Annotated in this window: 17 protein-coding genes; 14 read left to right on the plus strand and 3 right to left on the minus strand. The window is 74.7% G+C overall.

The window, feature by feature from the left end:
- Positions 1-19 precede the first annotated feature (19 nt).
- On the minus strand, positions 20-2,236 hold the full coding sequence (gene malQ, locus BS75_RS12185) for a 4-alpha-glucanotransferase (protein ID WP_408022591.1): 2,217 nt from the start codon (positions 2,234-2,236) through the stop codon (positions 20-22).
- Positions 2,237-2,724: 488 nt separating this feature from the next.
- Here malQ and BS75_RS44195 point away from each other — a divergent pair, with 488 nt between their 5' ends.
- Together BS75_RS44195 and BS75_RS12195 are read left to right on the plus strand one after the other, a co-directional pair.
- Positions 2,725-6,819, plus strand: coding sequence for a beta-N-acetylglucosaminidase domain-containing protein (locus BS75_RS44195; protein WP_052069366.1), 4,095 nt, complete (start codon positions 2,725-2,727; stop codon positions 6,817-6,819).
- A 73-nt stretch (positions 6,820-6,892) separates the two neighbouring features.
- A complete protein-coding gene (locus BS75_RS12195; RefSeq protein ID WP_042436882.1) occupies positions 6,893-7,279 on the plus strand; it encodes a YrdB family protein in 387 nt (128 codons plus the stop codon).
- Between the two features lie 121 nt (positions 7,280-7,400).
- On the opposite strand, the gene BS75_RS12200 is transcribed toward BS75_RS12195, so the two are convergent.
- Positions 7,401-7,967 carry an HNH endonuclease gene (locus BS75_RS12200; protein WP_034088246.1) on the minus strand — a complete coding sequence of 189 codons (567 nt, stop codon included), beginning with the start codon at positions 7,965-7,967 and terminating at the stop codon, positions 7,401-7,403.
- A 367-nt stretch (positions 7,968-8,334) separates the two neighbouring features.
- Here BS75_RS12200 and BS75_RS12205 point away from each other — a divergent pair, with 367 nt between their 5' ends.
- The 5 genes from BS75_RS12205 to BS75_RS12225 all read left to right on the plus strand — a co-directional run bounded on the left by BS75_RS12205 (position 8,335) and on the right by BS75_RS12225 (position 14,876).
- The gene (locus tag BS75_RS12205) at positions 8,335-9,378 is read left to right on the plus strand and encodes a mechanosensitive ion channel family protein (RefSeq protein WP_034088247.1); all 1,044 of its coding nucleotides are present in this window, start codon (positions 8,335-8,337) and stop codon (positions 9,376-9,378) included.
- 227 nt (positions 9,379-9,605) lie between these two features.
- Complete coding sequence (locus BS75_RS12210; protein WP_231607749.1) at positions 9,606-10,817, plus strand: ROK family transcriptional regulator; 1,212 nt, start codon at positions 9,606-9,608, stop codon at positions 10,815-10,817.
- 97 nt (positions 10,818-10,914) lie between these two features.
- Complete coding sequence (locus BS75_RS12215) at positions 10,915-12,303, plus strand: extracellular solute-binding protein (protein WP_034088248.1); 1,389 nt, start codon at positions 10,915-10,917, stop codon at positions 12,301-12,303.
- Positions 12,304-12,456: 153 nt separating this feature from the next.
- Positions 12,457-13,740 carry a 6-phospho-beta-glucosidase gene (locus BS75_RS12220; protein WP_034092888.1) on the plus strand — a complete coding sequence of 428 codons (1,284 nt, stop codon included), beginning with the start codon at positions 12,457-12,459 and terminating at the stop codon, positions 13,738-13,740.
- Positions 13,731-14,876 (plus strand): N-acetylglucosamine kinase, encoded by a 1,146-nt coding sequence (locus BS75_RS12225; RefSeq protein WP_081982264.1) that lies wholly within the window; start codon positions 13,731-13,733, stop codon positions 14,874-14,876. The genes BS75_RS12220 and BS75_RS12225 overlap by 10 nt, the downstream gene beginning before the upstream one ends.
- Positions 14,877-14,943: 67 nt before the next feature.
- Here the strand turns inward: BS75_RS12225 and BS75_RS12230 are convergent, their stop codons facing one another.
- On the minus strand, positions 14,944-15,318 hold the full coding sequence (locus BS75_RS12230; protein WP_034088249.1) for a cupin domain-containing protein: 375 nt from the start codon (positions 15,316-15,318) through the stop codon (positions 14,944-14,946).
- Between the two features lie 137 nt (positions 15,319-15,455).
- Between BS75_RS12230 and BS75_RS12235 the strand changes: the two genes are divergently transcribed.
- The 7 genes from BS75_RS12235 (at position 15,456) to BS75_RS12265 (ending at position 25,090) form a co-directional block, all read left to right on the plus strand.
- Positions 15,456-15,902 carry a MarR family winged helix-turn-helix transcriptional regulator gene (locus BS75_RS12235; protein WP_152645635.1) on the plus strand — a complete coding sequence of 149 codons (447 nt, stop codon included), beginning with the start codon at positions 15,456-15,458 and terminating at the stop codon, positions 15,900-15,902.
- Positions 15,903-16,009: 107 nt separating this feature from the next.
- Complete coding sequence (locus BS75_RS12240) at positions 16,010-16,711, plus strand: hypothetical protein (RefSeq protein WP_034088250.1); 702 nt, start codon at positions 16,010-16,012, stop codon at positions 16,709-16,711.
- A 135-nt stretch (positions 16,712-16,846) separates the two neighbouring features.
- Positions 16,847-18,379: a hypothetical protein gene (locus BS75_RS12245; RefSeq protein ID WP_034088251.1), complete on the plus strand. Its 1,533-nt coding sequence runs from the start codon at positions 16,847-16,849 to the stop codon at positions 18,377-18,379.
- Between the two features lie 83 nt (positions 18,380-18,462).
- On the plus strand, positions 18,463-19,482 hold the full coding sequence (locus tag BS75_RS12250; protein ID WP_042436879.1) for a glutamate ABC transporter substrate-binding protein: 1,020 nt from the start codon (positions 18,463-18,465) through the stop codon (positions 19,480-19,482).
- A 182-nt stretch (positions 19,483-19,664) separates the two neighbouring features.
- Positions 19,665-21,020: a hypothetical protein gene (locus BS75_RS12255; RefSeq protein WP_231607750.1), complete on the plus strand. Its 1,356-nt coding sequence runs from the start codon at positions 19,665-19,667 to the stop codon at positions 21,018-21,020.
- 14 nt (positions 21,021-21,034) lie between these two features.
- On the plus strand, positions 21,035-23,734 hold the full coding sequence (locus tag BS75_RS12260; RefSeq protein WP_034088252.1) for a serine/threonine-protein kinase: 2,700 nt from the start codon (positions 21,035-21,037) through the stop codon (positions 23,732-23,734).
- Between the two features lie 48 nt (positions 23,735-23,782).
- A complete protein-coding gene (locus tag BS75_RS12265; RefSeq protein ID WP_408022530.1) occupies positions 23,783-25,090 on the plus strand; it encodes a PP2C family protein-serine/threonine phosphatase in 1,308 nt (435 codons plus the stop codon).
- The last annotated feature ends 2 nt before the right edge of the window (positions 25,091-25,092 follow it).

Raw genomic sequence — 25,092 nt, forward strand, 5'->3', positions numbered from 1 at the left:
GGCAACGCCGGAGCCCCGGTCACGGCTGCTCCGCCGGGGGCTCGTTCAGCACCGCGCCCAGGGCCGCGGTGCGCGGCGAGGCGGTGAACTGTTCGAGCCCGGCCGGGCGGCCGGTGTCGTCGGCCAGCGGCAGCCGCCAGTTGGGGTACTCGGTGGAGGTCCCGGGCAGGTTCTGCGGGCGGGGGTCGCCGAGCGCGTCCGGCAGCCAGACGCCGACCAGCCGGGCCGGCGTGCGCAGCAGGTAGCGGTGCAGCGCGGCGACGGCCTCGGGCAGGACGTCGCCGCCGGCCCCGTCGCCGCCGGACTCGGCGGCCGGTCCCTCGCCGTAGGGGGGCACCGAGAGCAGCCCTTCGCGGGCCAGCTCGCCGAGCCACTCCTCGCGGTCGGCGTCGGCCTCGGCCTGCTCCTCGGCCAGCGGCCGGGTCAGCAGGCCCAGGCTCTGCCGCAGGTCGACGTACTCGCCGCTGAGCCGGGCGGCGGTGCTGGGCAGGTCGTGGGTGGTGAGGGTGGCGAGGCACCGCTCGCGCCAGCGCTCGGGCGGCAGCGGCCCGCCGCTGCCGTTGCCGGCCGCGTCGGCGTAGTCCCGCTCGAACCAGAGGACGGAGGTGCCCAGCACGCCCCGCTCGGTCAGGTGTTCACGGACGCCGGGCTCGACCGTCCCCAGGTCCTCGCCGATGACGGCGGTACCGGCCCGTTCGGCCTCCAGCGCGAGCACGCCCAGCATGGCCTCCGGGTCGTAGCGGACGTAGGCGCCCTCGGTCGGCGGGCGGCCCTCCGGCACCCACCACAGCCGGAACAGGCCCATCACATGGTCGATCCGCAGGGCGCCGGCGTGCCGGAGCGCCGCCCGGAGCAGTTCCGCGTAGGGGGCGTAGCCGGCGGCGGCCAGGGCGTCGGGCCGCCAGGGCGGCAGGCCCCAGTCCTGGCCACGGGCGTTGAAGGCGTCCGGCGGGGCGCCGACGGAGATGGCCGGGGCCAGCGCCTGCTGGTGCGCCCAGGCGTCGGCGCCCTCCGGGTGGACGCCGACGGCGAGGTCGTGGATCACCCCGACGGCCATCCCGGCGGCGTGGGCAGCCTCTCCGGCGGCGGCCAGCTGCTCGTCGACCAGCCAGGCGAGCCAGCGGTGGAACTCGACCCGCTCGCGCACCCCGGGGGCGTCGGCAGCGCTGCGGACGGCGGCGCTGCCGGGGTCGCGCAGCCCGGTCGGCCAGCTGCGCCAGGCGGGGCCGTGCACCTCGGCCAGGGCGCACCAGCGGGCGAAGTCGTCCAGCGCCGCGCCCTCGCGCTGCTGGAAGGCCCGGTAGCCGGCCTCCCGCCCGGGGCTCCGGGGGACGGCGTGGACCAGCTCCAGCGCCTCGCGCTTGAGCCCCCAGACGGCGTCGCGGTCGATCAGGCCGTCGTCCAGCAGCACGCTGTCGCGCAGGGCCGCGCCGCGCCGGGCCAGGGCGGCGACCTGCCGGTGGGCCCCGGCGTCCAGGTAGGCGTACTCGGGGACGGCCTCGACCCGGAGGTGGACCGGGTCGGCGAAACGGCGCGAGGAGGGCCGGTAGGGGGAGGGGTCGGCGGCGGCCCCCGGCGCGGCCGGGACGCCCGCGTGCATCGGGTTGACCTGGACGAAGCCCGCGCCGAGGGTGTGCCCGGCCCAGCTCGCCAGGTCGGCCAGGTCACCCAGGTCGCCCATCCCCCAGGAGCGCTGCGACAGCACCGAGTAGAGCTGGACCAGGAACCCCCAGCTGCGACCGGTGCCGGGGCTCCCGGCCTCGGGCGCCCCGGCATCAGGGACGCGGACGACATCGGGCACCCGGACCGGCGCGACGATCAGCGGCGCGGCGGCGGCACGGTCCCGCAGCCGGGCGCAGAGGGTGTGCCGGCCCACCGGCAGGTCGGCCGGGAGCCGGCCGTCGTGCACACCGCGCACGACGCCACCGGTCCCGCCGCCGGTCCCGCCGCTGCGCCCGCCGGGCGGCTGCTCCAGTTCGATCCAGACCTCGGCGGTCTCGGGCAGCCCGTGCTCGGCGCGGAGGTCGACGCCCCGGCCGACCCGGGTGACCAGGCAGCGGGGCAGCAGCCGGGCGGCGGCCTGCCGGTGGTGCAGCTCCAGCGCCGCACGGGCGGCCTGCGGGGTGGCGGCGTCGACGTCGAACGCGGCGAGGATCGCGACCAGGGTGTCGGCGGAGACCTGGCGGGCTCCGTCCGGGCCGTGGTGGACGGTGTCGATGCCGTGGAGTCCGGCCAGCTCCCGGAGCGTGTCCGAGGCGCTCTCGTCCTCCAGCGAGGGGGCCGGCCGCGAGGGGGCCGACGGCGAGTCCGGGGCTGACGGACCGGCAGCTCCGGAGTCCGACGGCTCGGCTGACGGCGTGACGGGCGGGCGGACGGCTGCGGCCACTGACGGGGCTCCTCGGCGCTCGGGCGCGGTCCGGACCGGCGATGCACCGGTCCGCGTGTGCTCCTACCCGTTTCCGGGGGTGCCCGACACCGGCCGTTGGAGTGACCGGCACAGTAACCGAAAAGATGACCGGCAAGATATTGATCACCAGACGTTCACCGCACAAACGGACATAACGCCCGGAACCACCCTCCTCGTTGACAGTGCACACGGCTCTCTGGTGGGCTTGCCCCGCATTACCCGATGTCAGCATCGTCCGACAGCGCACGAATCGCCCGTAACATCCGCGTTCCGCCCGTCATCCGTCCAGCGCAGGCCGACCGCCACCGAGGAGACCCGTGGACCACCGCTCGTCCCTCCCCGCAACGGTCGGCAGCGGTCTGCGGCGGCAGCTGGTGCAGAGCACCGCGCTGCAGGCGCTGCTGAACTCCACGCCCGCGCTCAGCGCCCGCCGGACGGCGGCCAGGACCGCGCGGCGGTTGGCGCCGGAGACGGCGGACCGGCTGATCGCCGACATCAAGGGGACCGAGCCGCTGCTGGCCCGGGTCCGGCTGGCCACGCACCGCACCTCGCACCGGGCGGCGACGCTCCGCGCCAGCGCGGCCCTCACCGTCGCGGCAGTGGTCGGCGGCATGGTGAGCGGGCCCGCGGCCTATGCCGCCGGGCCGTCCCACCTGCCCGCCGCCGCCGCGCCGACCAGCGAGGACATGTCCGCCGCGGCCGACGCCTCGCCCACCGCGAACGCCTCGGGACGGACCGGCTCGCCGCTCGGCGCGACGCTGCCGCAGATCTACCCCACCCCGCAGTCCGAGCAGGCCTCCGGCCAGGCCGTGGGGATTCCGCAGGCGGTGACGCTGGTGACGGCGCCGCGCGCCGACGCGGGCGCGGTGGCCGCCGTCCGGCAACTGCTCTCCGCCGCCGGGGTGCGCCGCTTCGTCGAGTCCGACGGCAGCGCCGCGCCCGCCCGGTCCACCCTGACCGTGTACATCGGCGGGCTGGCCGAGGGCGCCGGCGGGGCCGCCGACCGGGCGCTGCGCGGGATCGCCGCCGCCTCCGGCGCGGGCGCCGCGCTCACCCCGGCCGGGCTGCCGTCCGGGGGCTATGTGCTGACGGCCGGGCAGATCGCCGTCGACGGCGGCACGGCCGGCGCGATCGTGCTGGCCGGGGTGGACGCCGACGGCACCTTCAACGCCGCCCAGTCGCTGCGGCAGCTGGTCGTCACCGCCCCCTCCGGGGTGACCGCGGTCGCCGGGGTGCGCGTCCGCGACTGGCCGGCGACGGCGGTGCGCGGCACCGAGGAGGGCTTCTACGGGACCCCCTGGACCGCCGCGCAGACCGGGTCCGAGCTGGACTTCCTCGGCCGGACCAAGCAGAACTTCTTCCTCTACGCGGCCGGCGACGACGCCTACCGCAGCAGCCAGTGGCGCGATCCCTACCCGGCCGCCGAGCAGGCGCAGCTGGAGTCGCTCACCCGGCAGGCCGCGCTCGACCACGTCACCTTCGGCTATGCGCTCTCGCTCGGCCAGACCGTCTGCTACACCTCCAAGGCGGACCAGAACGCGCTGGTGGCGAAGCTGGACTCGCTCTGGGGCGCCGGGGTGCGCGCCTTCGAGCTGCAGTTCACCGACATCAGCTACACCCACTGGAACTGCCAGGGCGACCTGGACCACTACGGCCAGGGCCCGAGCGCCGCCGCCAAGGCGCAGTCCGACCTGGTCGCGCTGGTGCTGAAGCGCTTCCTGTCGAACCATCCGGGCGCGAACCCGCTGACGGTGCTGCCGAGCGAGTACTACCAGAGCGGCGCGACCCCCTACCGGACCGCGCTGGCGAAGTACCTGGACCCGTCCGTGCAGGTGGCCTGGACCGGGGTGGGCGTCCAGCCCGCGATCATCACCGGCGCCGACCTGGAGACGGTCCAGCAGGCCTTCGGCCACCCGGTGGTCACCCAGGACAACTACCCGGTCAACGACTCCTCGCCGGACCGGCTCTACCTCGGCGCCTACCAGGGCCGGGACCCGCTGGTCGCCTCGGGCTCGGCGGCGCTGCTGTTCAACGCCATGCAGCAGCCGCTGGCCTCGCAGATCCCGCTGTTCACCGCCGCCGACTTCGCCTGGAACCCGGCCGGCTACGACCCGCAGTCCTCCCTGCAGGCCGCGGTCCGCGACCTCGCGGCGAACAGTGGCAGCTCCGGAAGCAGCGGATCCACGAGCAGCGGATCCGCGCAGGCCGGAGCCACGGCCGGCACCGTCGCCGCGCTCACGGCGCTGGCCGGGAACAGCTCCTCCTCGCAGCTCGGGCAGCAGGAGTCGGCCTACCTCCAGCCGCTGCTGGACGCCTTCTGGGCGCACCGGGCCGACCCGGCCTCCGCCGCCGCGCTGCGGGCCGCCTTCACCACCATGGCCGACGCCCCGGCGACCCTGGCCGGGCTCGACGGCGGCGCGCTCAGCAGCGAGGACGGCACCTGGCTGGCGCAGCTGGCGCTGTACGGGCAGGCCGGGCGCACCGCGGTGGACATGCTGACCGCGCAGCGTGCCGGGCAGGGCTCGCTGGCCTGGACGCGGCAGGTGGCGCTGCGTCAGCTGGTGCAGCAGCTGGGGCAGTCCACGGTGACCGTGGGCGCGGGTGTGCTCGACCCCTTCCTCCAGCAGGCGCTGTCGGCCTGGGCAGACTGGGCGGGCCTGCAGACCGGCCAGGTCACGGCGACCACCACGATGGGCTCGGCCCCGGGGCACGACGCCTCGATGATGCTGGCGGAGACTCCGGGCAGCTTCTACTGGAGCTCGAACCCGCCGCTGGTCGGCGACACCCTCGGGGTGGACCTGGGCAGCGTCCAGCCGGTCGGCTCGGTCCGCATCAGCATGGGGCTGAGCGGCGGCGCGGCCGTCGGCGACGACGCGAGCAGCGACTCCGGCGCGGCCGGGGACTACCTCCAGGACGCGGTGCTGGAGTACTCGACCGGGGACGGCACCTGGCACCAGGTCGGGGTCTACCACGACCGGATGAACATCAGCGCCCAGCTGCCGGCCGGGGCCATGGCGCGCTACGTCCGGCTGCGGGCGACCGCGACCCAGGAGAACGCGGTCGCGGTGAGCGACTTCTCGGTCGGCGCGCCCAGCGCGGCGGACCCGACCGCCGGTGCGACCGCGAGCGCCCCGCCGGCCCTGGCCGGCTACCCGGCCGCCAATGTGGTCGACGGCTCGCTGCAGACCGCCTACCGGGCCGCCGCCGCCCCGGCCGCGGGCGACGCGCTGACCGTCTCGCTGGGCGCGGCCCGGCCGCTGGACCAGGTCGTGGTGCTGACCGACCCGACGCTGCGCTCCGCCGGTTCGGTGGAGGTGCACCGGCCGGGCAAGGGCTGGGTCCGGATCGGCGCGCTGGGCGCCGGCTACACCCAGCTGCCGGCCGACGGGAGGACCGCCGTCGACGGCATCCGGCTGGTCTGGGCGGCCGGCGACCCGGCGCCGGTGGTCTACCAGGTGGTGCCCTGGTACGCGGACACCCCGGTGGCCGCCCTCCAGCTGCCGCAGCAGAGCGTGGACCTGGAGGCCGGCGGGACGGCGGCGCTGTCCGCCACCCTCCAGGCGCTGGGCGCGCACGGCGTCACCGGGACGCTCCGGGCGCAGACCCCGGCCGGCGCGGTGGGCCTGACGGTCGCCGCCCCGGCCGCGCAGGTGCTGCCGCGCGGCGGCCAGAGCTCGGTGGCGCTGCAGTTCGCCGCGAGCGCGGCGACCTCCCCCGGCACCTACGACGTGCCGGTCTCCTTCACCGCCGACGGACACACCGTCAGCCAGACCGTCCAGGTCCGGGTGCATCCGGCGACCAGCGCCCCGGACCTGGCGCTGACGGCGACCACGGACGCCTCCGGCGACCTCAGCGCGGACTACATGTCGTCCAACGTCAACGACGACGACAGCAACACCTCCTGGATCTCGGCGGCGCTGAACAACTCCTGGGTGCAGCTCCAGCTCGCGCAGCCGGCCACGATCGGCAAGGCGGTGCTGCGCTGGGGCGCCTCCTACGCCTCGCAGTACCTGGTGCAGACCTCGACCGACGGACAGCACTGGACCACCGTGTCGACGGTGCTGGACGGCAGCGGCGGCGACGAGACGGTGTACTTCGACGCGCCCGACGTCGACTACGTCCGGATGCAGGGCATCGCCCCCGGGACGGCCAGCGGCGAGTACGCGCTGACCGGGTTCGAGCTCTACGCCGTCGCGAGCACCGGCCCGGCGGCGGGGACCGGGCCGAGCGCCGGCGCCCCGGCGAGCGGCGTTCCGGTGGCACCGGTCTCGCCCGAGCCTTCGCCGACCGGCAACGGGGCGGGCGCCCCGGGCCCGAAACCGAGCGGCACGGCGACCCCGACCGCTCCGGCGTCCGGCATCGCCGGCTCGGCGCCGTTCACCCCCGGCGTGACCCCGCCCCCGGCGGACTAGGCGACGTCCGGCAACCGACCCAGCTACCCGACCCGACCGGGCGACCGCGCCCGACGACCCGATCGAGGCTGCCATGCCGCTCCGCGTACTCCCCCGTCCGGTGCACCTGGTCAACGAGGCGCTGGCCTTCCTGCTGGAGCTGGTCGCCTTCGGCGTGCTCTGCTGGTGGGGGTTCGACACCGGCCACGGGCCGGCCGTGCACCTGCTGCTCGGGCTCGGCGCACCGGCCGTCGCGATCGTGGTCTGGGCGCTGTTCGCCGCCCCGAAGGCGCGGTTCCCGCTGCCGATGCCGGCCGTGCTGCTGGTGAAGGCGCTGGTCTTCGGCGCGAGCGCGCTCGCCCTGTGGGGGCTGGGCCGTCCGGTCCTCGCGCTGGTGCTGGCCGTGGTCGCGCTGGTCAACACGGCGCTGGCCGCGGTCGACCGGGAGGCGCTGACCACCAGCAGCCGGGCGGCGCGCTGACGCCCCCCGTGGCCCGCTGGGGCGGGGCGGAGGGCGTCGGCGGCGCGGTACTGCGGGTACTGCGGGTACTGCGGGAACTGCCGGGGTCGGTTCAGGCCCCGGGCCGGGGCTCGGGGCGCCGTCAGGCGCTGAGCTCGGCCGGGACCTCCCACGGTGGGCCGTCGGGGGCGACGTGGGAGACCTCCTCCCGGGAGCCGTAGGGCTCCAGGTAGGGGCGCCAGCGGGGATCGCGGTGACCGGTCCCGATGATCCGCCAGGCGAGGCCCGACGGCGGGGCCGGGGCCCGGTTCATCCGCCAGCCGAGGTCGGCGAGGTGCCGGTCGGCCTTGACGTGGTTGCAGCGGCGGCAGGCCGCCACCACGTTGTCCCAGCGGTGCTGGCCGCCCCTGCTGCGCGGCACCACGTGGTCGACGCTGGTTGCGACGCCACCGCAGTACACGCACCGGCCGCCGTCGCGGGCGAACAGCGCCCGCCTGGTCAGCGGGACGGGACCACGAAAGGGGACCCGCACGAAGCGGGTCAGTCGGACGACGGACGGCGCCGAGATGGCGCTGGTGGCGCTGTGCATCAGAACCCCGGAGTCCTCAAGGCTGACTGCCTTCTTGTCGAGGACCAGAACGAGGGCGCGGCGCATCGAGACGACGCCGAGTGGCTCGTACGACGCGTTGAGGACCAGGACATGCGGCACGATGGCCTTCCTTTCCGCCGACGGCGCGTGGCTCGCGCCGGGACGAGCACGCCGTCCGGGCGGACGGTGTACCGGTCACACATGATTCATTCGCTTGTTCGACCTGTCGCACCTGCCCGGATTGCGGGCGCTCCAGACGATCTCCCAACCAGTGTCGCCTCAGGGCTCCCCGCAGCGCCACCAATCCAGGAATACCGGGGACGGCCGTGTGGGACGTCCCACACCGTTCATGCCCAGGATCCCCCCGGAATCCACGTCCGGTCCCGGTCCCCGCGCTGCTCCGGACACCTGTACGGGCGTCCGCCGCAGGGGTGAGCGGCCGTCCGGGGCGGGAAGGGCGGGGGTCGGTGCTCGGTAGGATGTGCTGATGGCTACGCAGATCCCCGCCCCCGGCCCGTCACTGACCGAGGCCACTCAGAGCGCGGGCCAGGCCGTCAGCTACCTGGACAGCCACTGGGAGGGCTGGGTCACCGGGGCCCTGCAGATCCTCTTCATCACCGTGGTCGCGCTGGTGCTCCGGGCGACCATCCGGCAGCTGATCACCCGGATGGTGGCCCGGATGGCCCAGGGCCACCAGCGGGACACCCACCGGGCGCTGATCAGCAACCTGATGGAGAACGCGGAGCGGCGCAAGCAGCGCTCCCAGGCGATGGGCTCGGTGCTGCGCAGCGTGGCCTCGTTCCTGGTCATGGGCACGGCGGCGCTGACCGTGCTGTCGGTGCTGGGGATCGACCTGGCGCCGCTGCTGGCCAGCGCCGGCGTCGCGGGCGTCGCCATCGGCTTCGGCGCGCGCAACCTGGTCACCGACTTCCTCTCCGGCGTGTTCATGATCCTGGAGGACCAGTACGGGGTCGGCGACACGATCGACACCGGGGTGGCCACCGGCACCGTGCTGGAGGTCGGGCTGCGGGTCACCAAGCTGCGCGGCCCGAACGGCGAGATCTGGTACATCCGCAACGGCGAGGTGAAGCGGATCGCCAACCTGAGCCAGGGCTGGGCGACGGCGAGCGTCGAGGTGCCGGTCGGCTACGACGCGGACCTGGAGCTGGTGCAGAAGGTGATCCTGGAGACCTCGGCCGCCATGGCCGAGGAGGAGCCCTGGAGCGAGCAGCTCTGGGAGCCGGTGAAGGTCCTCGGCCTGGACAGCCTGGGCTCGGACTCGGTGGTGGTGCAGGTCGCGGCGAAGACCATGCCGGGCAAGGCGGTCCCGGTCGCCCGGGAGCTGCGGCAGCGGATCAAGGCGGCGCTGGACGCGGCCGGCATCCAGGTCGGCCCGGCGTCGGTGCCCGCGGCGCGGGGCAGGCGCGAGGACTCGGCCGACTTCAACGCCCCCTCGGTGCTGGGCGACCCGCTGTCCGCGCAGTCCCGGGCGACCGCCGCGATACCGGTCCCGGAGGACCAGCGCCGATAGCCCTCCCCCGCCGCTCGCGGCGGCGGAGGATAGGCCCCGGCCCCGGCTGCTGCGACCCGCAGCCGGGGCCGGCCTCAGTTTTCATGTTATTCATGCACTTCGGCACGGGCGTTCCATTGACACTGTCCCGTGATGGCCGTACGTTCCTCTTCGTAAGTTAGGAAGGTTTCCTAACAGTGATGGGGCAGGCCGAGGCCGCCCCGGACGGCGACGCGGAGTGAGGAGCGATGATGACGACAGGCCAGCGCGGCAGCCACCACGGCAACACGACCCAGCCGGGCACACCCAGCCTCCTGCGCGCCATCAACGACCGGGCCGCACTGGAGCTGCTGCTCGACCAGGGCCCGCTGTCCCGGAGTCAGCTCGGCACGCTCACCGGCCTTTCCAAGCCCACCGCCTCCCAGCTGCTGGCCCGGCTGGAGAACGCCGGCCTGGTCGTCCCCGTGGGCACCACCGCCGGACGTCCCGGCCCGGGCGCGCAGCTCTACGAGATCAATCCCGACGCCGCCTTCGTGGCCGGCCTCGACGTCAACGCCTCGCGCATCCGGGTCGCCGTCGCGGACATCACCGGCAGCGTGGTCGCAAATTACCGCCTGGCCACCCCGGGCCGCCAGGCCACCGGCACGGTCGACCGGGTCCGCGAGGCCGTGGACGCCGCCGCGGAGGCCGCCGGGCTGGACCGGGGCATCCTCCGGCAGATCGTCATCGGCACCCCCGGCGCCCTCGACCCGGCCACCGGCAAGCTCCGCTACGCCCCGCACCTGCCCGGCTGGCACTCCCCCCGGCTGCTGGAGCAGCTCACCGAGGGGCTGGGCGTCCCGGTCGCCATCGAGAACGACGTCAACCTCGCGGCCATGGCCGAGCAACGGGTCGGCGCCGCCCAGGGCGTCGAGGACTTCGTGCTGCTCTGGGTCGAGGACGGGGTCGGCGCCGCCGTCGTCCTCGCCGGACGGCTGCACCGCGGCCACACCGGCGGCGCGGGCGAGGTCGGCTACATGCCGCTGCCCGGCGCGCCGCTGCTGCGCAACGTCCGCCGGGAGAACTCCGGCGGGTTCCAGCAACTGGCCGGTGCTCCGGCCGTCCTGGCCCTGGCCAGGGAGCACGGGCTGAGCGCCCGCACCGCCAAGGAGGCCGTCACCGCGGCCGTGGCGGCGGCCCAGGACGGGGACAACACGGTCCTCTCGGTGCTGGCCCACCGGCTGGCGACCGGACTCGCCGCGATCGTGGCGGTGGTGGACCCGCAACTGGTGCTGCTCAGCGGCGACATCCCGCTGGCCGGCGGCGAGGAGCTGCGGTCCCTGGTCCAGGAGGAGCTGACCGGGCTGGCGGTCCCCCGCCCGCAGCTGGCCCTCAGCACCGTGCCGGGCTCGCCGGTGGTCGTCGGCGCGACGCTGGCGGCCCTGGCCACCGCCCGGGAGAGCGTCTTCAGCACGTACTGACCGACGGTTACTGATCACCCGTTAGGCTCCAGCCCGACCCCGGCACGACCGGACCACCCCTCCGGCGGTCCCGCACCGCCTTCCCCTGGAGGTTTCCGTGACGACCCCGCACGTCCCCGGCCCCCCGAGACGCCGTCCCGCCCCGCTCGGACGCACCGCCGCCGCCCTCTTCTGCGCCACCGCCGTGGTCCTGGCGGCGGCCGGCTGCGGCAGCGCCGGCGGCCACGGCCCGGGGACCGGGTCGGGCAGCGACGCCGGCCGACCGGTCACCATCACCTTCTGGCACCAGTGGAGCGACCCCTCCGAGATCGCCGCCGTCGACACCGACATAGCCGGCTTCGAGAAGCTCTACCCGAACATCAGGGTGAACGCGGTCGCCAACGTCAGCGACCCGGTCATGACCAAGGCGCTGCAGGCCGGTTCGGCCGACGCCCCGGACGTGGTCTCCGACTCCGACACCCTCGACGTCGGCCCGCTCTGCTCGGCCGGGGAACTGGTCGACCTCGGTCCGCTGATGCACGGCTCCGGCATCGACCCGGCCGCGACCTTCCCCAAGGAGATGCTCGACTACAGCCAGTACCAGGGCAAGCAGTGCACCCTGCCGCTGCTCGGCGACGCGTACGGGCTGTACTACAACATCGACATGTTCCACGCCGCCGGGATCAGCGGGCCACCGCACACCTTCTCCCAACTGGCCGCCGACGCGGTGCGGCTCACCAAGGCCGACGGCGCCCAGCAGCTCGGCTACATGCCGCTGTACGAGGACTACCAGAACGACACCGGCACCCTGGTCGCCCAGTACGACCCGCAGTACCTCACCACCGCCGGGAAGTCGAACTTCGCCGGCGACCCGGGTTTCGCCCAACTCCTCGGCTGGCAGCGGAACCTGGTGAACGAGCTCGGCGGCTACCCGCTGCTGTCCAAGATCTACGACAGCTTCGGCGGCGAGTACACCGCCAACGCCTTCGACAAGGGCCGGGTGGCGATGCAGGTCGACGGCGAGTGGCGGGTCGCCATGCTCACCCAGGAGAAGGTGCCGTTCCAGTGGGCGACCGCGCCGTTCCCGGTGCCGGACGACCAGGCGTCGCAGTACGGGCGCGGACTGCTGGCCGGCACCGTGATCGGGATCAGCCACAACAGCCGCGAGCAGCAGGCCGCCTGGCAGTTCGTCCGCTACCTGACGACCGACACCTCGGCCGTCGTCGACTTCGCCAACGCCATCGAGAACGTGCCCAGCACCTACGCCGCGCTGGACTCGCCCTCGCTCCAACTCCCGGCCGCCTTCCAGACCTTCCTCACCATCGCCGACAACCAGTACTCGGTGACCCAGCCGGCCACCGCCGACGGGGGCAACTACCTCGCCGTCCTGCAGACCCTCGGCACCCAGTACGAGTCGGGCAAGGTCACCGACCTGGCGGCCGGCCTCAGGGCGGCCGACCAGGCCGAGGACAGCTCGCTCGCCAAGGCCGGGCAGACGGCCGGATGACCACACCCGACCGATCCGGACACACACCGTTCCTCGCACCAGAGCCTTCACCGAAGGCGTGACACTGACAGGGGTCAAGGGCTGATGAGCCGCACCGACACCACCATCGACACCTCCACCACCCACCCGCTGCCGAACCCCCGGTCCGGCGCGCTGAAGCTGGTCGTCGTGGGTGGCGGTTCCACCTACACACCCGAACTCATCGACGGCTTCGCCCGGCTCCGCGACACCCTGCCGATAGCCGAACTGGTCCTGGTGGACCCGGCCGCCGACCGGCTGGCGCTGGTCGGCGGGCTGGCCCGACGGATCTTCGCCAAGCAGGGCCACCCCGGCACCATCACCACCAGCACCGACCTGGACGCCTCCGTGGTCGGCGCCGACGCCGTGCTGCTCCAGCTCCGCGTCGGCGGCCAGGCGGCCCGCAACCAGGACGAGACCTGGCCGCTGGAGTGCGGCTGCGTCGGCCAGGAGACCACCGGCGCCGGCGGCCTGGCCAAGGCGCTGCGGACCGTCCCGGTGGTGCTGGACATCGCCGAGCGGATCCGCCGCGCCAACCCGGACGCCTGGATCGTCGACTTCACCAACCCGGTCGGCATCGTCACCCGCGCCCTGCAGACCGCCGGCCACAAGGCCGTCGGCCTCTGCAACGTCGCCATCGGCTTCCAGCGGAAGTTCGCCGGGCTGCTCGGCGTCGTCCCCGAGCGGATCCGGCTCGACCACGTGGGGCTGAACCACCTCACCTGGGAGCGCGGGGTGCACCTGCTCGACGCCCCCGGCTCGGCCACCGGCCGCGACGTGCTGCCGGAGCTGCTGGAGAACTTCGGCCCGGCCATCGCCGAGGACCTGGAGCTGCCGCTGGACGTGGTCCGCGACCTGGCCGTGGTCCCCTCCTACTACCTCCGCTACTTCTACGAGCACGACCGCGTCGTCGAGGAGCAGAAGGTCAAGGGCTCGCGCGCCTCCCAGGTCGCCGAGATCGAGCGGCAACTGCTGGAGATGTACGGCGACCCCTCCCTGGACGAGAAGCCCGAACTGCTCGCCAAGCGCGGCGGGGCGTTCTACTCCGAGGCCGCCGTCAACCTGGTCGCCTCGCTGCTGGGCACGGGATCCGCGGCCGGCGACATCCAGGTGGTCAACGTCAGCAACAACGGCACCCTGCCGTTCCTGCCGGACGACGCGGTGATCGAGGTCCCGGCCCTGGTCGACGCCACCGGCGCCAAGCCGCTGCCGGTGCCCACCGTCGAGCCGCTGTACGCCGGGCTGGTCGCCCATGTCACCGGCTACGAGCAGCTGGCCCTGGAGGCAGCCCTGCACGGCGGCCGGAACCGGGTCTTCCGGGCCCTGCTGGCGCACCCGCTGGTCGGCCAGATCGACCTGGCCAACCAGCTGACCGACCGTCTGATCGCCCACAACCACGAGCACCTCGCATGGGCGTGACCGAGAAGGAGAGGCAGGCCGTCGCCGTGCCGCAGCCGTCCGAGCCGCAACCCGCCGCACCCCCGGCCGACGGTCCGCTCGGCTCCGGCAGCGTCGGGGCGGTCGGCCGGGAGCTGGTGCCGGGCGTGCTGGCCATCGACGGCGGCAACAGCAAGACCGACGTCGCGCTGCTCACCGCCGAGGGCCAGGTCCTGGGCACCGCCCGGGGCGGCGGCTTCACCCCGCACCGCATGGGCGTCGAGGCCGCCGTCGCCGGACTGGAGCCGCTGATCCGGGCGGCGGCCGACGAGGCCGGCTTCGACATCTCGGCCGGGCTCGGCCCGCTGGCCACCCATGTCTCCGCCTGCCTGGCCGGGGCGGACCTGCCGGTCGAGGAGCGCCGGCTGCAGGACGTGATCGCGGCCCGGGGCTGGGCCCGCACCGTCGTGGTCGCCAACGACACCTTCGCCCTGCTGCGCTCGGGCACCGACGCCCCGCGCGGCGTGGCCGTGGTCTGCGGGGCCGGCATCAACTGCGCCGGCCTGCTGCCCGACGGCCGCACAGCACGCTTCCCGGCCCTGGGGACACTCACCGGGGACTGGGGGGGCGGCGGCGGACTGGCCGATGCGGTCATGTTCGCCGGCGTCCGGGCGGAGGACGGGCGCGGTCCGCACACCGCGCTCGCCTCCGCCGCGGCCGAGCACTTCGGGCTGCCGAGCATCGGCGCGGTGGCCGAGGCCGTGCACTTCGGCACGCTGCCGGAGATCCGGCTGCACGAGCTGGCCCCGGTGCTGTTCGCGGTCGCCGAGGCGGGCGACCGGATCGCGCTGGAGCTGATCGACCGTCAGGCCGCGGAGATCGTCGGCATGGCGCTGGTGGCGCTGCGCCGGCTCGACCTGCTGGACACCCCGGTGGACGTGGTCCTGGGCGGCGGCGTCCTGGCCGCCCGGCAGCCGCTGCTGCTGGACGGCGTCAACGCCCGCCTCGCGGCGGACGCACCGCTGGCCGTGCCGCGGATCGTGACCACCCCTCCGGTGGTCGGCGCGGCCCTGCTGGGACTGGACCACCTGGCGGCGACGGGGCGCGGGAGCGCGCCCGGCGCGCAGGAGCGCCTGCGGGCCTCGTACCCGCGCAGGCTGGGCGCGCGAACCGCTTGAGGGGGCGGAACGCGCACAGCGGCCCGGCGGGGAGTCCCCCGCCGGGCCGCGCTCCGGTGACGGCGGCTCAGCCGGCCCAGGGCGGGGTGATCAGCGTGCCGTCGGCCAGCTCGGCGGTCAGCCCGACACTGGTGGCGACCCACATGGTGGCCTCCGCCCCGGAGACGTTGTCCACCCGGAGCGTCGCCCCGGCCGGGACGATGGCGACGTCCCCGGCGACCAGGTCGGCCTCCTCGCCGTCCACCGTGAGGCGCAGCCCGCCGGTCAGCAGCTGGACGACCTCCTCGCGGCTGACGGTGTGCGGGACGCCGTCGGTGCCGGCCGGGACCTCGGTGCGCCAGGCACTGAGCTCCTTGCTGCCGCTGGCGGGATTGGCATAGGCGACGAAGCGGGCGCCGTGGATCTCATGGGTGACGGCGTCGGCGCTGCGGACGAAGGGCATGGGAGTCTCCTCGAATAGTCAAGCTGCTTGACCTCTTGAGAACAGTCAAGCTGCTTGCCCTTTTATAGTCAAGGCCCTTGTCCGTCCATGGCAGACTGATCCCCATGGACCGCCCCGGCACCCCCGTCACCATGGAGCTGTTGGCCGCCGACTCCCGTGCCCTGCCGGCCCTGCTGCTCGGGCTCTCCGGCGAGCTGGTCGCGGGCATCCAGGCCGGCGGCGCGGCGCGCGGCTTCGACGACATCCGGCCCGCGCACGGCTTCGCCTTCGCCCGGCTCGCACCGCACGGGGCAACCGTCGGCGAGCTGGCCGAGCACCTGGGCGTCACCAAGCAGGCCGCCAGCCAGCTGGTCGAGGAACTGGTCCGCAAGGGCTACGTCGAACGCCACCCGCACCCGGACGACGCCCGCGCCCGGCTGGTGGTGCTGACCGAGCGCGGCTGGGCCTGCACCCGGGCCGCCGATGCGGCCGCGGCCGACACCGTCCGCCCCTGGATCGCCGCCCTCGGCCCCGAGCGCTTCCACGCCCTCTGCGCCGACCTGGCCCGGCTCGCCCCGCGCGGCCCGGTCCGCCCGACCTGGTGAGCCGACCCGGCCGCTCTTACCGGAATCGTATGGAAGGCGTCCGGCCGGGATGCGAGGATCGGCCCTCGCACCCCATCCGACCAGCCCGTTCGAAGGATCTCGGCACCATGGCCCGCAGCACCCCGTGCCGCCCGCTCGCAGCCGCCTCGATCGGCCTCCTGCTGGCCCTGGCCGGGTGCAGCGCCGCGACGCCCGCACTGTCGAGCGGGACCTCCGCGCCGCCCGCCGCGAGCGCCACCGACGGGGCGACCGCCGACGGCCTGCCGGCGCTCACCGCCGACCTGCTGGCCACCGCGCTGCCGCCGCTGCCGACCGGGGCCAAGCTGTGGCCGGCGACGCTCGGGCCGACCGGACCGCTCACCGCCCCCCAGTACGCCACCGCCATGTTCGGCACCGCCGACGCCAGTGCCGACCTGCTGGTCGAGCGGCAGCGAGGGCTGGACTTCGGGGCGGTCCGCCGCTGGAACCAGCCCGACGGGGTGATGGTGAGCGTCTTCCTGGGCCACTACTCCCTCCCCCGGGGCGCGGAGAGCGCGTTCCTGACCCAGTCCACCTCGGAGAAGCGCACCGACGCGGCGGACCGTCACTTCACCGTCCCCGGCGTGGCCGAGAGCTACGGCGTCGCCATCCCCACCCTGGACTCCTACGGCAACGCCCTGACCAATCTGCACCTGGTCGCGGGCGACGTGCTGATCCGGGTCGCCGTCGGCTCCCCGGCCCAGCCCGACCCGGAGGTCGCCGCAGCGGTCGCGGCGACGGTGTACACCAACGTCTGCCGGGTCACCGACTGCACGCCCTCGGGCGGCTGACACCGCACGTCCGGCCCCCCACGTCACAACCGCGTCGCGAATGCTCAAGATCGGCGCAAGTCGTGTGTGGATACCGGTGGTGACGGCCATACTGCTCCCCTAGGACATGGCGTGACCGGGGGAAGGGGCTGACACATGACGACGCCGGGACAGAACGGTGGGCAGGGGTGGGGACCGCCCCCCGGCGCCTTCGGCCCGCCGCCGGGTACGTCGCAGCCCGCCCTCCCGCCGCAGCGTCCGACGCAGCCGCTCTCCCGGCCCGGGCGCGCGTCCGGGGCGGTCGGCTCCGGGGCGGTCTCCTCCGGGGCGGTCGCGGTCGCCCCGCGCCCCGTCGTCCGGGAACCGGAGGGTGTCACCGTCGCCGGCAAGGGCGGCGGCAACGGCGTCGTCCGCTGGGTGTCGCGGACGCCGACCCGCCGGCTGTGGTCGGTCGGTTCCGGACTGGCCGTCCTCGCCCTGCTGTTCGGCGTCCTGACGTACATCCAGGTGGTCCAGCGGACCGACGCCGCCACCAGCGTGGTCGAGCACAGCCAGCCGCTCAGCGACGACGCCGCGCAGATCTTCCGCACCCTCGCGGACGCCGACACCACCGCCGCCACCGGCTTCCTGCAGGCCGGGAACGAGACGGCGGCCATCCGCACCCAGTACAACAACGACATCGCCACCGCCTCGACCCTGCTCGCGCAGGCCGCCGCCAGCGCCTCCAGCGACGACCCGGGGCAGCGCCAGATCCAGCTGCTGAGCTCCCAACTGCCGACCTACACCGACCTGGTGGGCGTGGCCGGGGCGGACGACCGGGTGGGCTACCCGCTCGGCGGCGCCTATCTCCGCTACGCCTCGGGCCAGATGCAGAACACCATGCTGGCCGAGGCCCAGACGCTCTACCAGACGGAGACCGACCGGCTGCACCACGACTACGGCAACGCCCGCTCGCTGCCCTGGGCCGCCGTCGTCCTCGGGCTGCTGCTGCTGGCGGCGCTGGTCCGGGCGCAGCTGCGGCTGTACCGGGACACCAACCGGGTCTTCAATGTGGGCCTGGTGCTGGCGTCGACCGCCGTGGTGCTGGCCCTGGGCTGGCTGACCGCCGCGCAGAGCGTGGCCGCCGCGGACCTCGGCCAGAGCGACACCCGGGGCTCGGCCCCGCTCCAGGTGCTGAACGAGGCGCAGATCAAGGCCCTCCAGTGCCGGGGCGCGGAGAACCTCAACCTGGTGGCCCGGGGCTCCACCGACAGCTACGAGACGACCTGGGGCGTCGTCAGCAACCAGCTGGCGGGCAAGGGCGGGCTGCTGCCCCAGGCCCTGGCGATGACCTCGGCCGACGGCAGCGCCCAGCAGTCGGTCGCCGCCGCCCAGGCGGACTTCGGCACCTGGCAGCAGCGCCACGACACCGCGATGAACGCCAACAACAGCGGCAACTACGGCACCGCCGTGGCGGAGACCATCGGCACCCCCGGCGGCTCCTCCGCGCAGACCACCAACGCCGCCTTCGACCAGCTGGACACCAACCTGAACAGCGCGATCACCCACGAGCGGAGCAACTTCGACCAGCTCGCGGCCGACGGCCGGGCGGACACCGCCGGCCTCGCCGCGGGCGGCCTGGCCCTCGCGGCGCTGGCGGCCTTCGGCGCCCTCTGGGGCGTCAACCGGCGCGCCGCGGAGTACCGGTGAGGCGGCGCGCCCCCGAGGGCGGGGCGGCGGCGGGCAGTACGGCAGTGACCGAGGGCGGAGCGGACGGAGCGGGGGCGGCAGGGATGGCGGACACAGCGGACCGGGCCGGGCGCGACGAGCGCGCGGGGCGGGTCCGGCGGCTCCGGCTGACCGGACTGGTGAAGCTCTCGGCGCTGGCCGCGGCCGGGCTGCTGCTGGGCTCGGCGGCGCTGCCGACGGGTCCGGCCGCCGACCGGCTGCCGGAACGGGTGACCCTCAGCGGCAGGCCGGCCCTGGCGCCGGCCGTGGCCGGCTGCACCGACGGCCCGAACGGCGGCAGCTCCGTGGTCAGCCTCACCCCGAGCACGGACGACTCCGGACCCGACGTCCAGCGGATCATCAAGCGCGGCAAGCTGATCGCGGGCATCGACACCAACAGCTACCTCTGGGGCTTCCGCGACCCCTCCAGCGGGAACCTCGAAGGCTTCGACATCGACCTGGTCCACGCCCTGGCCCAGTCGATCCTGGGCAACGCCGACGACGTGGAGTTCCTCTCGGTGCCGACCGCCGACCGGATCACGGCGCTGCAGAGCGGCGAGGTCGACGTGGTGGTGCGGACGATGACCATCAGCTGCGCCCGCGAGCAGCAGGTGGCCTTCTCCTCGCCCTACTACCTCGCCGGGCAGGAGGTACTGGTTCCGAAGTCCTCCTCGATCACGGGCTACAACAGCACCCTGGCGGGAAAGAAGGTCTGTGCGGCGACCGGATCGACGGCCGTCGACAACTTCCTGGACCAGGACAAGAAGGGATCGACCGTCGTCCAGGTCGAGAACCAGCTGGACTGCCTGGTCCTGATGCAGCTGGGCCTGGTGGACGCCACCATCACCGACAACGCGCTGGGCGCCGGGCAGGCCGCCCAGGACCCGACCATCCACCTGGTGGGCGGGCTGATGGACGCGGAGTACTACGGGGTGGCCATGAAGCTGGGCGCCGACGACCTGGTCCGCCGGGTCAACGCGGTGCTCCAGTCCTACCTGGCCGACCAGTGGAACGCCGAGTACGACGAGTGGCTGAAGCCGGTGGGCCCGAACCCGGGACCGCCGTCCGTGACCTACTCGGGCTGAGCCGGGACGCACGGGCGCCCCGGACCGTCCGGGGCGGGCGTCAAGATCTCGACAGGGCGGGTACCCGGTCTGCCCAGGGCGCTAAGGGTCTGACAATCTGACTACCGGCACCGACCGGCATGACGGGGGCAGGGCGAGCGAATGGCAGAAGGATGGCGCTGACGGGACCTGGTGGCTCGGTGATGACCCGGGAGGAGGTCGACCGGGCGCTGACACGCCTCGGCGCGGAGCGCGAGGCGGTCGAGGCGTCACTGCTGGCCCTCCAGGACCACCCCGGCTGCCGGCTGCTCCAGGGCGCCGCGCTGACCGGCCGGACCAGGGAGCGCTGGGAGCAGGCCGAACCGGGCCTCAGCCTGCTCTGGTCGATGTTCGACACCTACACCGAGGCGCTGGCCGCCGCCCGCGCGGTCCGCTCCCGCCGGGTCCGCCCCAACCAGGCCGAGCTCTACGAGCTGACCGAGCTGCTGCGCGGCAGCGGGGTGACCGTCTCGGCCGTCCGGGCCGTCAACGGCGGGATCAGCCTGACCGGCGGGGCCCGGCTCAGCGAGCAGGTCAGCCTGACCGAGCTGGTCGAGCGGATGAACACCTGGTACGCGCGGATCATCGAGACCGCCTCGGCGGCCGACGCGGTCTGGTCCGCCCTGCCCGCCCGGATCGACCTGCTGCTGGCCGAGCTGGGCCGGGTCCAGGCGCTGGCCCGGTCGGTCGGGATCCACCCCGGCGAGCATCCGGCCGGGGACACCCTCCAGGAGATGGAGCGCGAGCTCTCCTCGCTGCGGGCCGAGGTGATCGCCGATCCGCTGGTCTTCTGGACCCCCAGGCCCAGCGGCCACAGCTCCGGCAGCGGCTACGGAGGCGGCGGGACCGGCAGCCAGGTCGCCGGGACGGTCGACACCGGCCGCTACGACCGCTCCGCCCGGGCACTGGACGACCTCCGGCTGGAGCTCCAGGACCTGACCCGGCTCCGGGACGAGGCCGACGAGCGGCTGGAGGGCGTGAGCGACACCCTCGCCCGGGCCGACGCCACCCTGGCCGAGGCCCGCCGGGCCCGCGGCGAGGTGCTGGCGAAGATCGCCGCGACCGAGGTCCCGGCGGTGCCGGGTCCGGCCAGCGCGATGCGCGAACGGCTGGCGCAGGCCGACCAGTTGCGCCGGCACGGCCAGTGGCACCGGCTGGCGCCGCTGCTGGACACCCTGGAGGGCGCGGCCCAGCGGGAACTCCTGCGGGCCAGGGAGTCGTTGACGGCGGTGACCGCGCCGCTGGCGATGCGCGCCGAACTGCGCGGTCGGCTGGACGCGTACAAGGCGATGGGCGCCCGGCTGGGCGTCTCCGAGGACCCGGAGCTGATCGAGCGCTACGACCAGGCACGACGGATGCTGTGGAGCGCGCCCTGCGACCTGCGCGCGGCGGAGAACGCGGTCCAGCGCTACCAGCAGGGCCTGCGGCCGGCCGCCGGCCAGCAGCAGGAACAGCAGTACCAAGAGCATCAGCGGAACCGACAGAACGGGCCGGTGGACGGCCGCCCTTACGGGGTTTGAGGGGGATGACAGCAATGACGGGCACATCGTGCACCAGGCCGGACTGCACCGGCGGGGTGATCGACGCCGACGGGTACTGCACCGAGTGCGGCCTCGCGCCGGCGGCGCCGGCGCCGGTCCGGGCCGCGACGTCGGCCGCAGCGGCGGCACCGGCGGCGGGGCCGGGGGCGCCGTGCACCAGGCCGGACTGCACCGGCGGGGTGATCGACGCCGACGGCTACTGCACCGAGTGCGGCCTCGCGCCGCTCCCGGCGGCGGCGGGCCTGCCGCCCGCCGCGTCGGCCTCCACCCCGGCCGGGACCTCGGTCGGCGGTTCGCGGTCCTCGCGGTCCTCGCGGTCCTCCTCCCGCTCCATGTCCGGGCGTTCGCGCTCGTCCCGGAGCGGCACCCGGGGCACCTCCGTCTCGGTGCGCAGCACCCGGGGCAGCACCGGGCAGTCGAGCCGGGGACGGCTGGGCGCCGGCCTGGTGACGGTGCCGCCGATCCCGCGTCCCGACCCGCGCGCGATGGTGCTGCTCAACCCCGAGGTGCCCGAGCGCAAACGGTTCTGCAGCAAGTGCGAGGCCCCGGTCGGCCGGGCCCGCAACGGCAACCCGGGCCGTCCCGAGGGCTTCTGCAGCAAGTGCCGGACCGAGTACTCGTTCTCGCCCAAGCTCTTCGCGGGCGACGTGGTCGGCGGCCAGTACGAGGTGGTGGGCTGCCTGGCGCACGGCGGCCTCGGCTGGATCTACCTCGGCATCGACCGCCGGGTCAACGACAAGTGGGTGGTCCTCAAGGGCCTGCTGGACACCGGTGACGAGGAGGCCCTGCAGGTCGCCATCGCCGAGCGCCGCTACCTGGCCGAGGTCGACCACCCGAACATCGTCCGCATCATCAACTTCGTCGAGCACCCGGACCTGCGCAAGGGCACCACCGACGGCTACATCGTGATGGAGTACGTCGGCGGCAAGTCGCTCAAGGACATCGCCGACGCCCGCCGCGCACCGGACGGGCGGCGCGAGCCGCTGCCGGTGGAGCAGGCCATCGCCTATGCGCTGGAGGCCCTGCCCGCCCTCGGCTACCTGCACGGCCACGGCCTGATCTACTGCGACTTCAAGCTGGACAACGTGATCCAGTCCGAGGACCAGCTGAAGATCATCGACATGGGCGCGGTCCGCCGCCAGGACGACGACGGCGCGATCTACGGCACCATCGGCTACCAGGCCCCGGAGATCGCCACCGACGGCGTCTCCCCCGCCTCCGACCTCTACACCGTCGCCCGCTCGCTGGCCGTGCTGACCTTCGACTTCCAGGGCTACTCGACGGTCTACCGGGACACCCTGCCGGGCCCGGAGGACATCGAGGTCTTCGCCCAGTACGAGTCCTTCTACCGGCTGCTGGTCCGGGCCACCGACCCGGACCCGGACAAGCGCTTCTCCTCCGCCCAGGAGATGGCGGACCAGCTCACCGGCGTGCTGCGGGAGATCCTGGCGCTCCAGGACGGCGAGCAGCGCCCGGCGCTGTCCACCCTCTTCGGCCCGGAACTGCGGGTCGTCGACACCGAGCTGGTCGGCCCGGCCGGCTTCGACGCCCCGCCCTCCGGCAACCGGGCCGGGCGCCGGGCCGCCAAGGCCTCCGGCGGCGCACCGGTGCCGGCCCAGCGTCCGGGCGGCGGCTTCGGCCCGCCGACCCTGCCGTCCACCACCGGCCGGACCGGACGCCACCCCACCCTGTCCGGCATCCCGGCGATCTCGCCGGACGCCCTGGCCGCCGCCGCGCCCTCGGTGCTGCCGCTGGCCACCAGGCCGGCCGCGCTGGCGCTGCCGGTGCCGCGGATCGACCCGGGCGACCCCAACGCCGGCTTCCTGGCCGCGCTGATGGCCACCGCGCCCAGCGACGTCATCTCGGCGCTGCGCTCGGCCCCGCTCAACTCGGTGGAGCTGCGGCTGCGCGAGCTGCGGGCACTGATCGAGATCGGCGACCTGCCCGCGGTGGACGCCGCACTGGCCGCGCTCTCGGACGAACACCCCGACGACTGGCGGGTGGTCTGGTACCGGGGCCTGGCGGCGCTGGTCGCCTCCGGCACCCCCGGCGGCCCCGAGCCGCTCGCGGCGGCGGGGGCGGCGGCCGACGCCTTCGACGCCGTCTACGACGCCTTCCCCGGCGAGGCCGCTCCCAAGCTGGCGCTGGGCATCTGCGCCGAGGCGCTGGGCGAGCGCGAGGACGCCGCCGAGTTCTACCGGCTGGTCTGGACGACCGACCGGGCCTATGTCAGCGCCGCCTTCGGCCTGGCCCGGGTCCGGCTGGCCTCCGGCGACCGGGTCGGCGCGGTGGCGGCGCTGGAGTCGGTGCCGGAGACCTCCAACCACTACGTCGCGGCCCGGGTCGCCGCGGTCCGCGCCCGGCTGCGCGACCGTGCCCCAGGCGAGGCGCTGCGGGCCGACCTGGACGCCTGCTCCAACCAGCTCACCGGGCTGGGTCTTGACGCCCGGAGGCGCGAGGAGCTCTCCGCCGAGGTGCTGGGCAAGGCCCTCGGCTGGGTGATCTCCGGACGCCCGGACGGCGCGGCGGGCGCGGGCCCGGTCATGCTGCTGGGGCATCCCGCGCAGGAGCGGGAACTGCGGTTCGCCCTGGAGCAGTCGTACCGAGTACTTGCGCGGCTCGCGGAACAGCCCGAGAAGCGCATCGAGTGGGTGGAGCGGGCGAACCGCACCCGGCCCAGGACGTGGGTGTAAGCAGGCATGGACCAGTTGACCCTTTCCTGTCCCAGCTGCGCGCAGCCCGTGGGTGAGAGCGACCGCTTCTGCGAGAACTGCGGGATCGACCTGCTCGCCGCGGACGCGGCGGCTCCGGACACGGCAGCTGCGGGCGTGGTGGCTCCGGGCGTGGCGGCTCCGGGCGGTGTGGCTGCGGGCGGTGTGGCGGAGGAGGACCCGCTCTCCGGCGACCCGCGCGCCGGGATCGCCCAGCCGCCGCTGCCGCCGGTGCCACCGCACCCCCCGGGCGCCACCGGTGACTTCGTCCTGGCCGCCCCGGCCCGGATCCTGGTCGGCGAGGCCGCGCAGGCCGGGCCGGGCGGACCGGCCGGGGCCGTCGAGGACCCCTGGGGCGAGCCCGAGCACGACCCGACCGAGGTCGTCCCGGTGATCGACCCCGACGCGGGTCCGGTCTGCACCGGCTGCGGGGCCCAGCACTTCGACGCCGACGGCTACTGCGAGACCTGCGGGCGCTCGCAGCCGCGCCCCCGCGACCACCAGGAGCGCGCGCTCGCGGGCGTGTGCGGGGTGAGCGACCGGGGCCACCGGCACCACCGCAACGAGGACGCCTTCGCGGTCGCCGCCACCTCGCGTCCCGGCGGCGTCCCGGCCGTGGTGGCGGTCGTCTGCGACGGCGTCTCCTCGGCGACCCGCCCCGACGAGGCGTCACAGGCCGCCGCCGACACCGCCAGTGAATACCTGTTGGAGGCACTGGAGTCCGGCTCCGACCCCAAGTCGGCGATGCACGCCGCGATCATGGCCGCGGCCGACCGGGTCGAGCAGCTGGCGAGCGAGGGGCCGCTGGAGCCCAGCCGCAACTCCCCCGCCTGCACCATCGTCAGCGCCGTCGCCACCGAGGGCGAGGTCACCGTCGGCTGGGTCGGCGACAGCCGCGCCTACTGGTTCCCGGACGATCGCTCCGGGTCCGAACGGCTGACCCTGGACGACTCCTGGGCGGCCCGGATGGTCGAGGCCGGGCTGATGAGCGAGGCCGAGGCCTACGCCGACCCGCGCGCCCACGCCATCACCGGCTGGCTCGGCGCCGACGCGGTCGAGGTCGAGCCGCACGCGGTGGTCTTCACCCCCGCCGTCCCCGGCGTCGTCCTGGTCTGCACCGACGGCCTCTGGAACTACGAGGAGTCGGCCCCGGCCCTCGCCGCCGTCGTCCCGGCCGACGCCCGCAGCCAACCGCTGCGCGCCGCCCAGGAGCTGGTCAGGTTCGCCTGCGCACGAGGCGGGCACGACAACATCACCGTCGCCGTCCTGCCCTGCAACCCCGCCGTCCCGCCCGCCGGTTCACCGCCGCACGCCTTCGCCCAGAACCAGGAGAGCTGAAT

It is taken from the genome of Streptacidiphilus albus JL83, from assembly GCF_000744705.1.
In the GTDB taxonomy this organism is placed as follows: Bacteria; Actinomycetota; Actinomycetes; order Streptomycetales; family Streptomycetaceae; genus Streptacidiphilus; species Streptacidiphilus albus.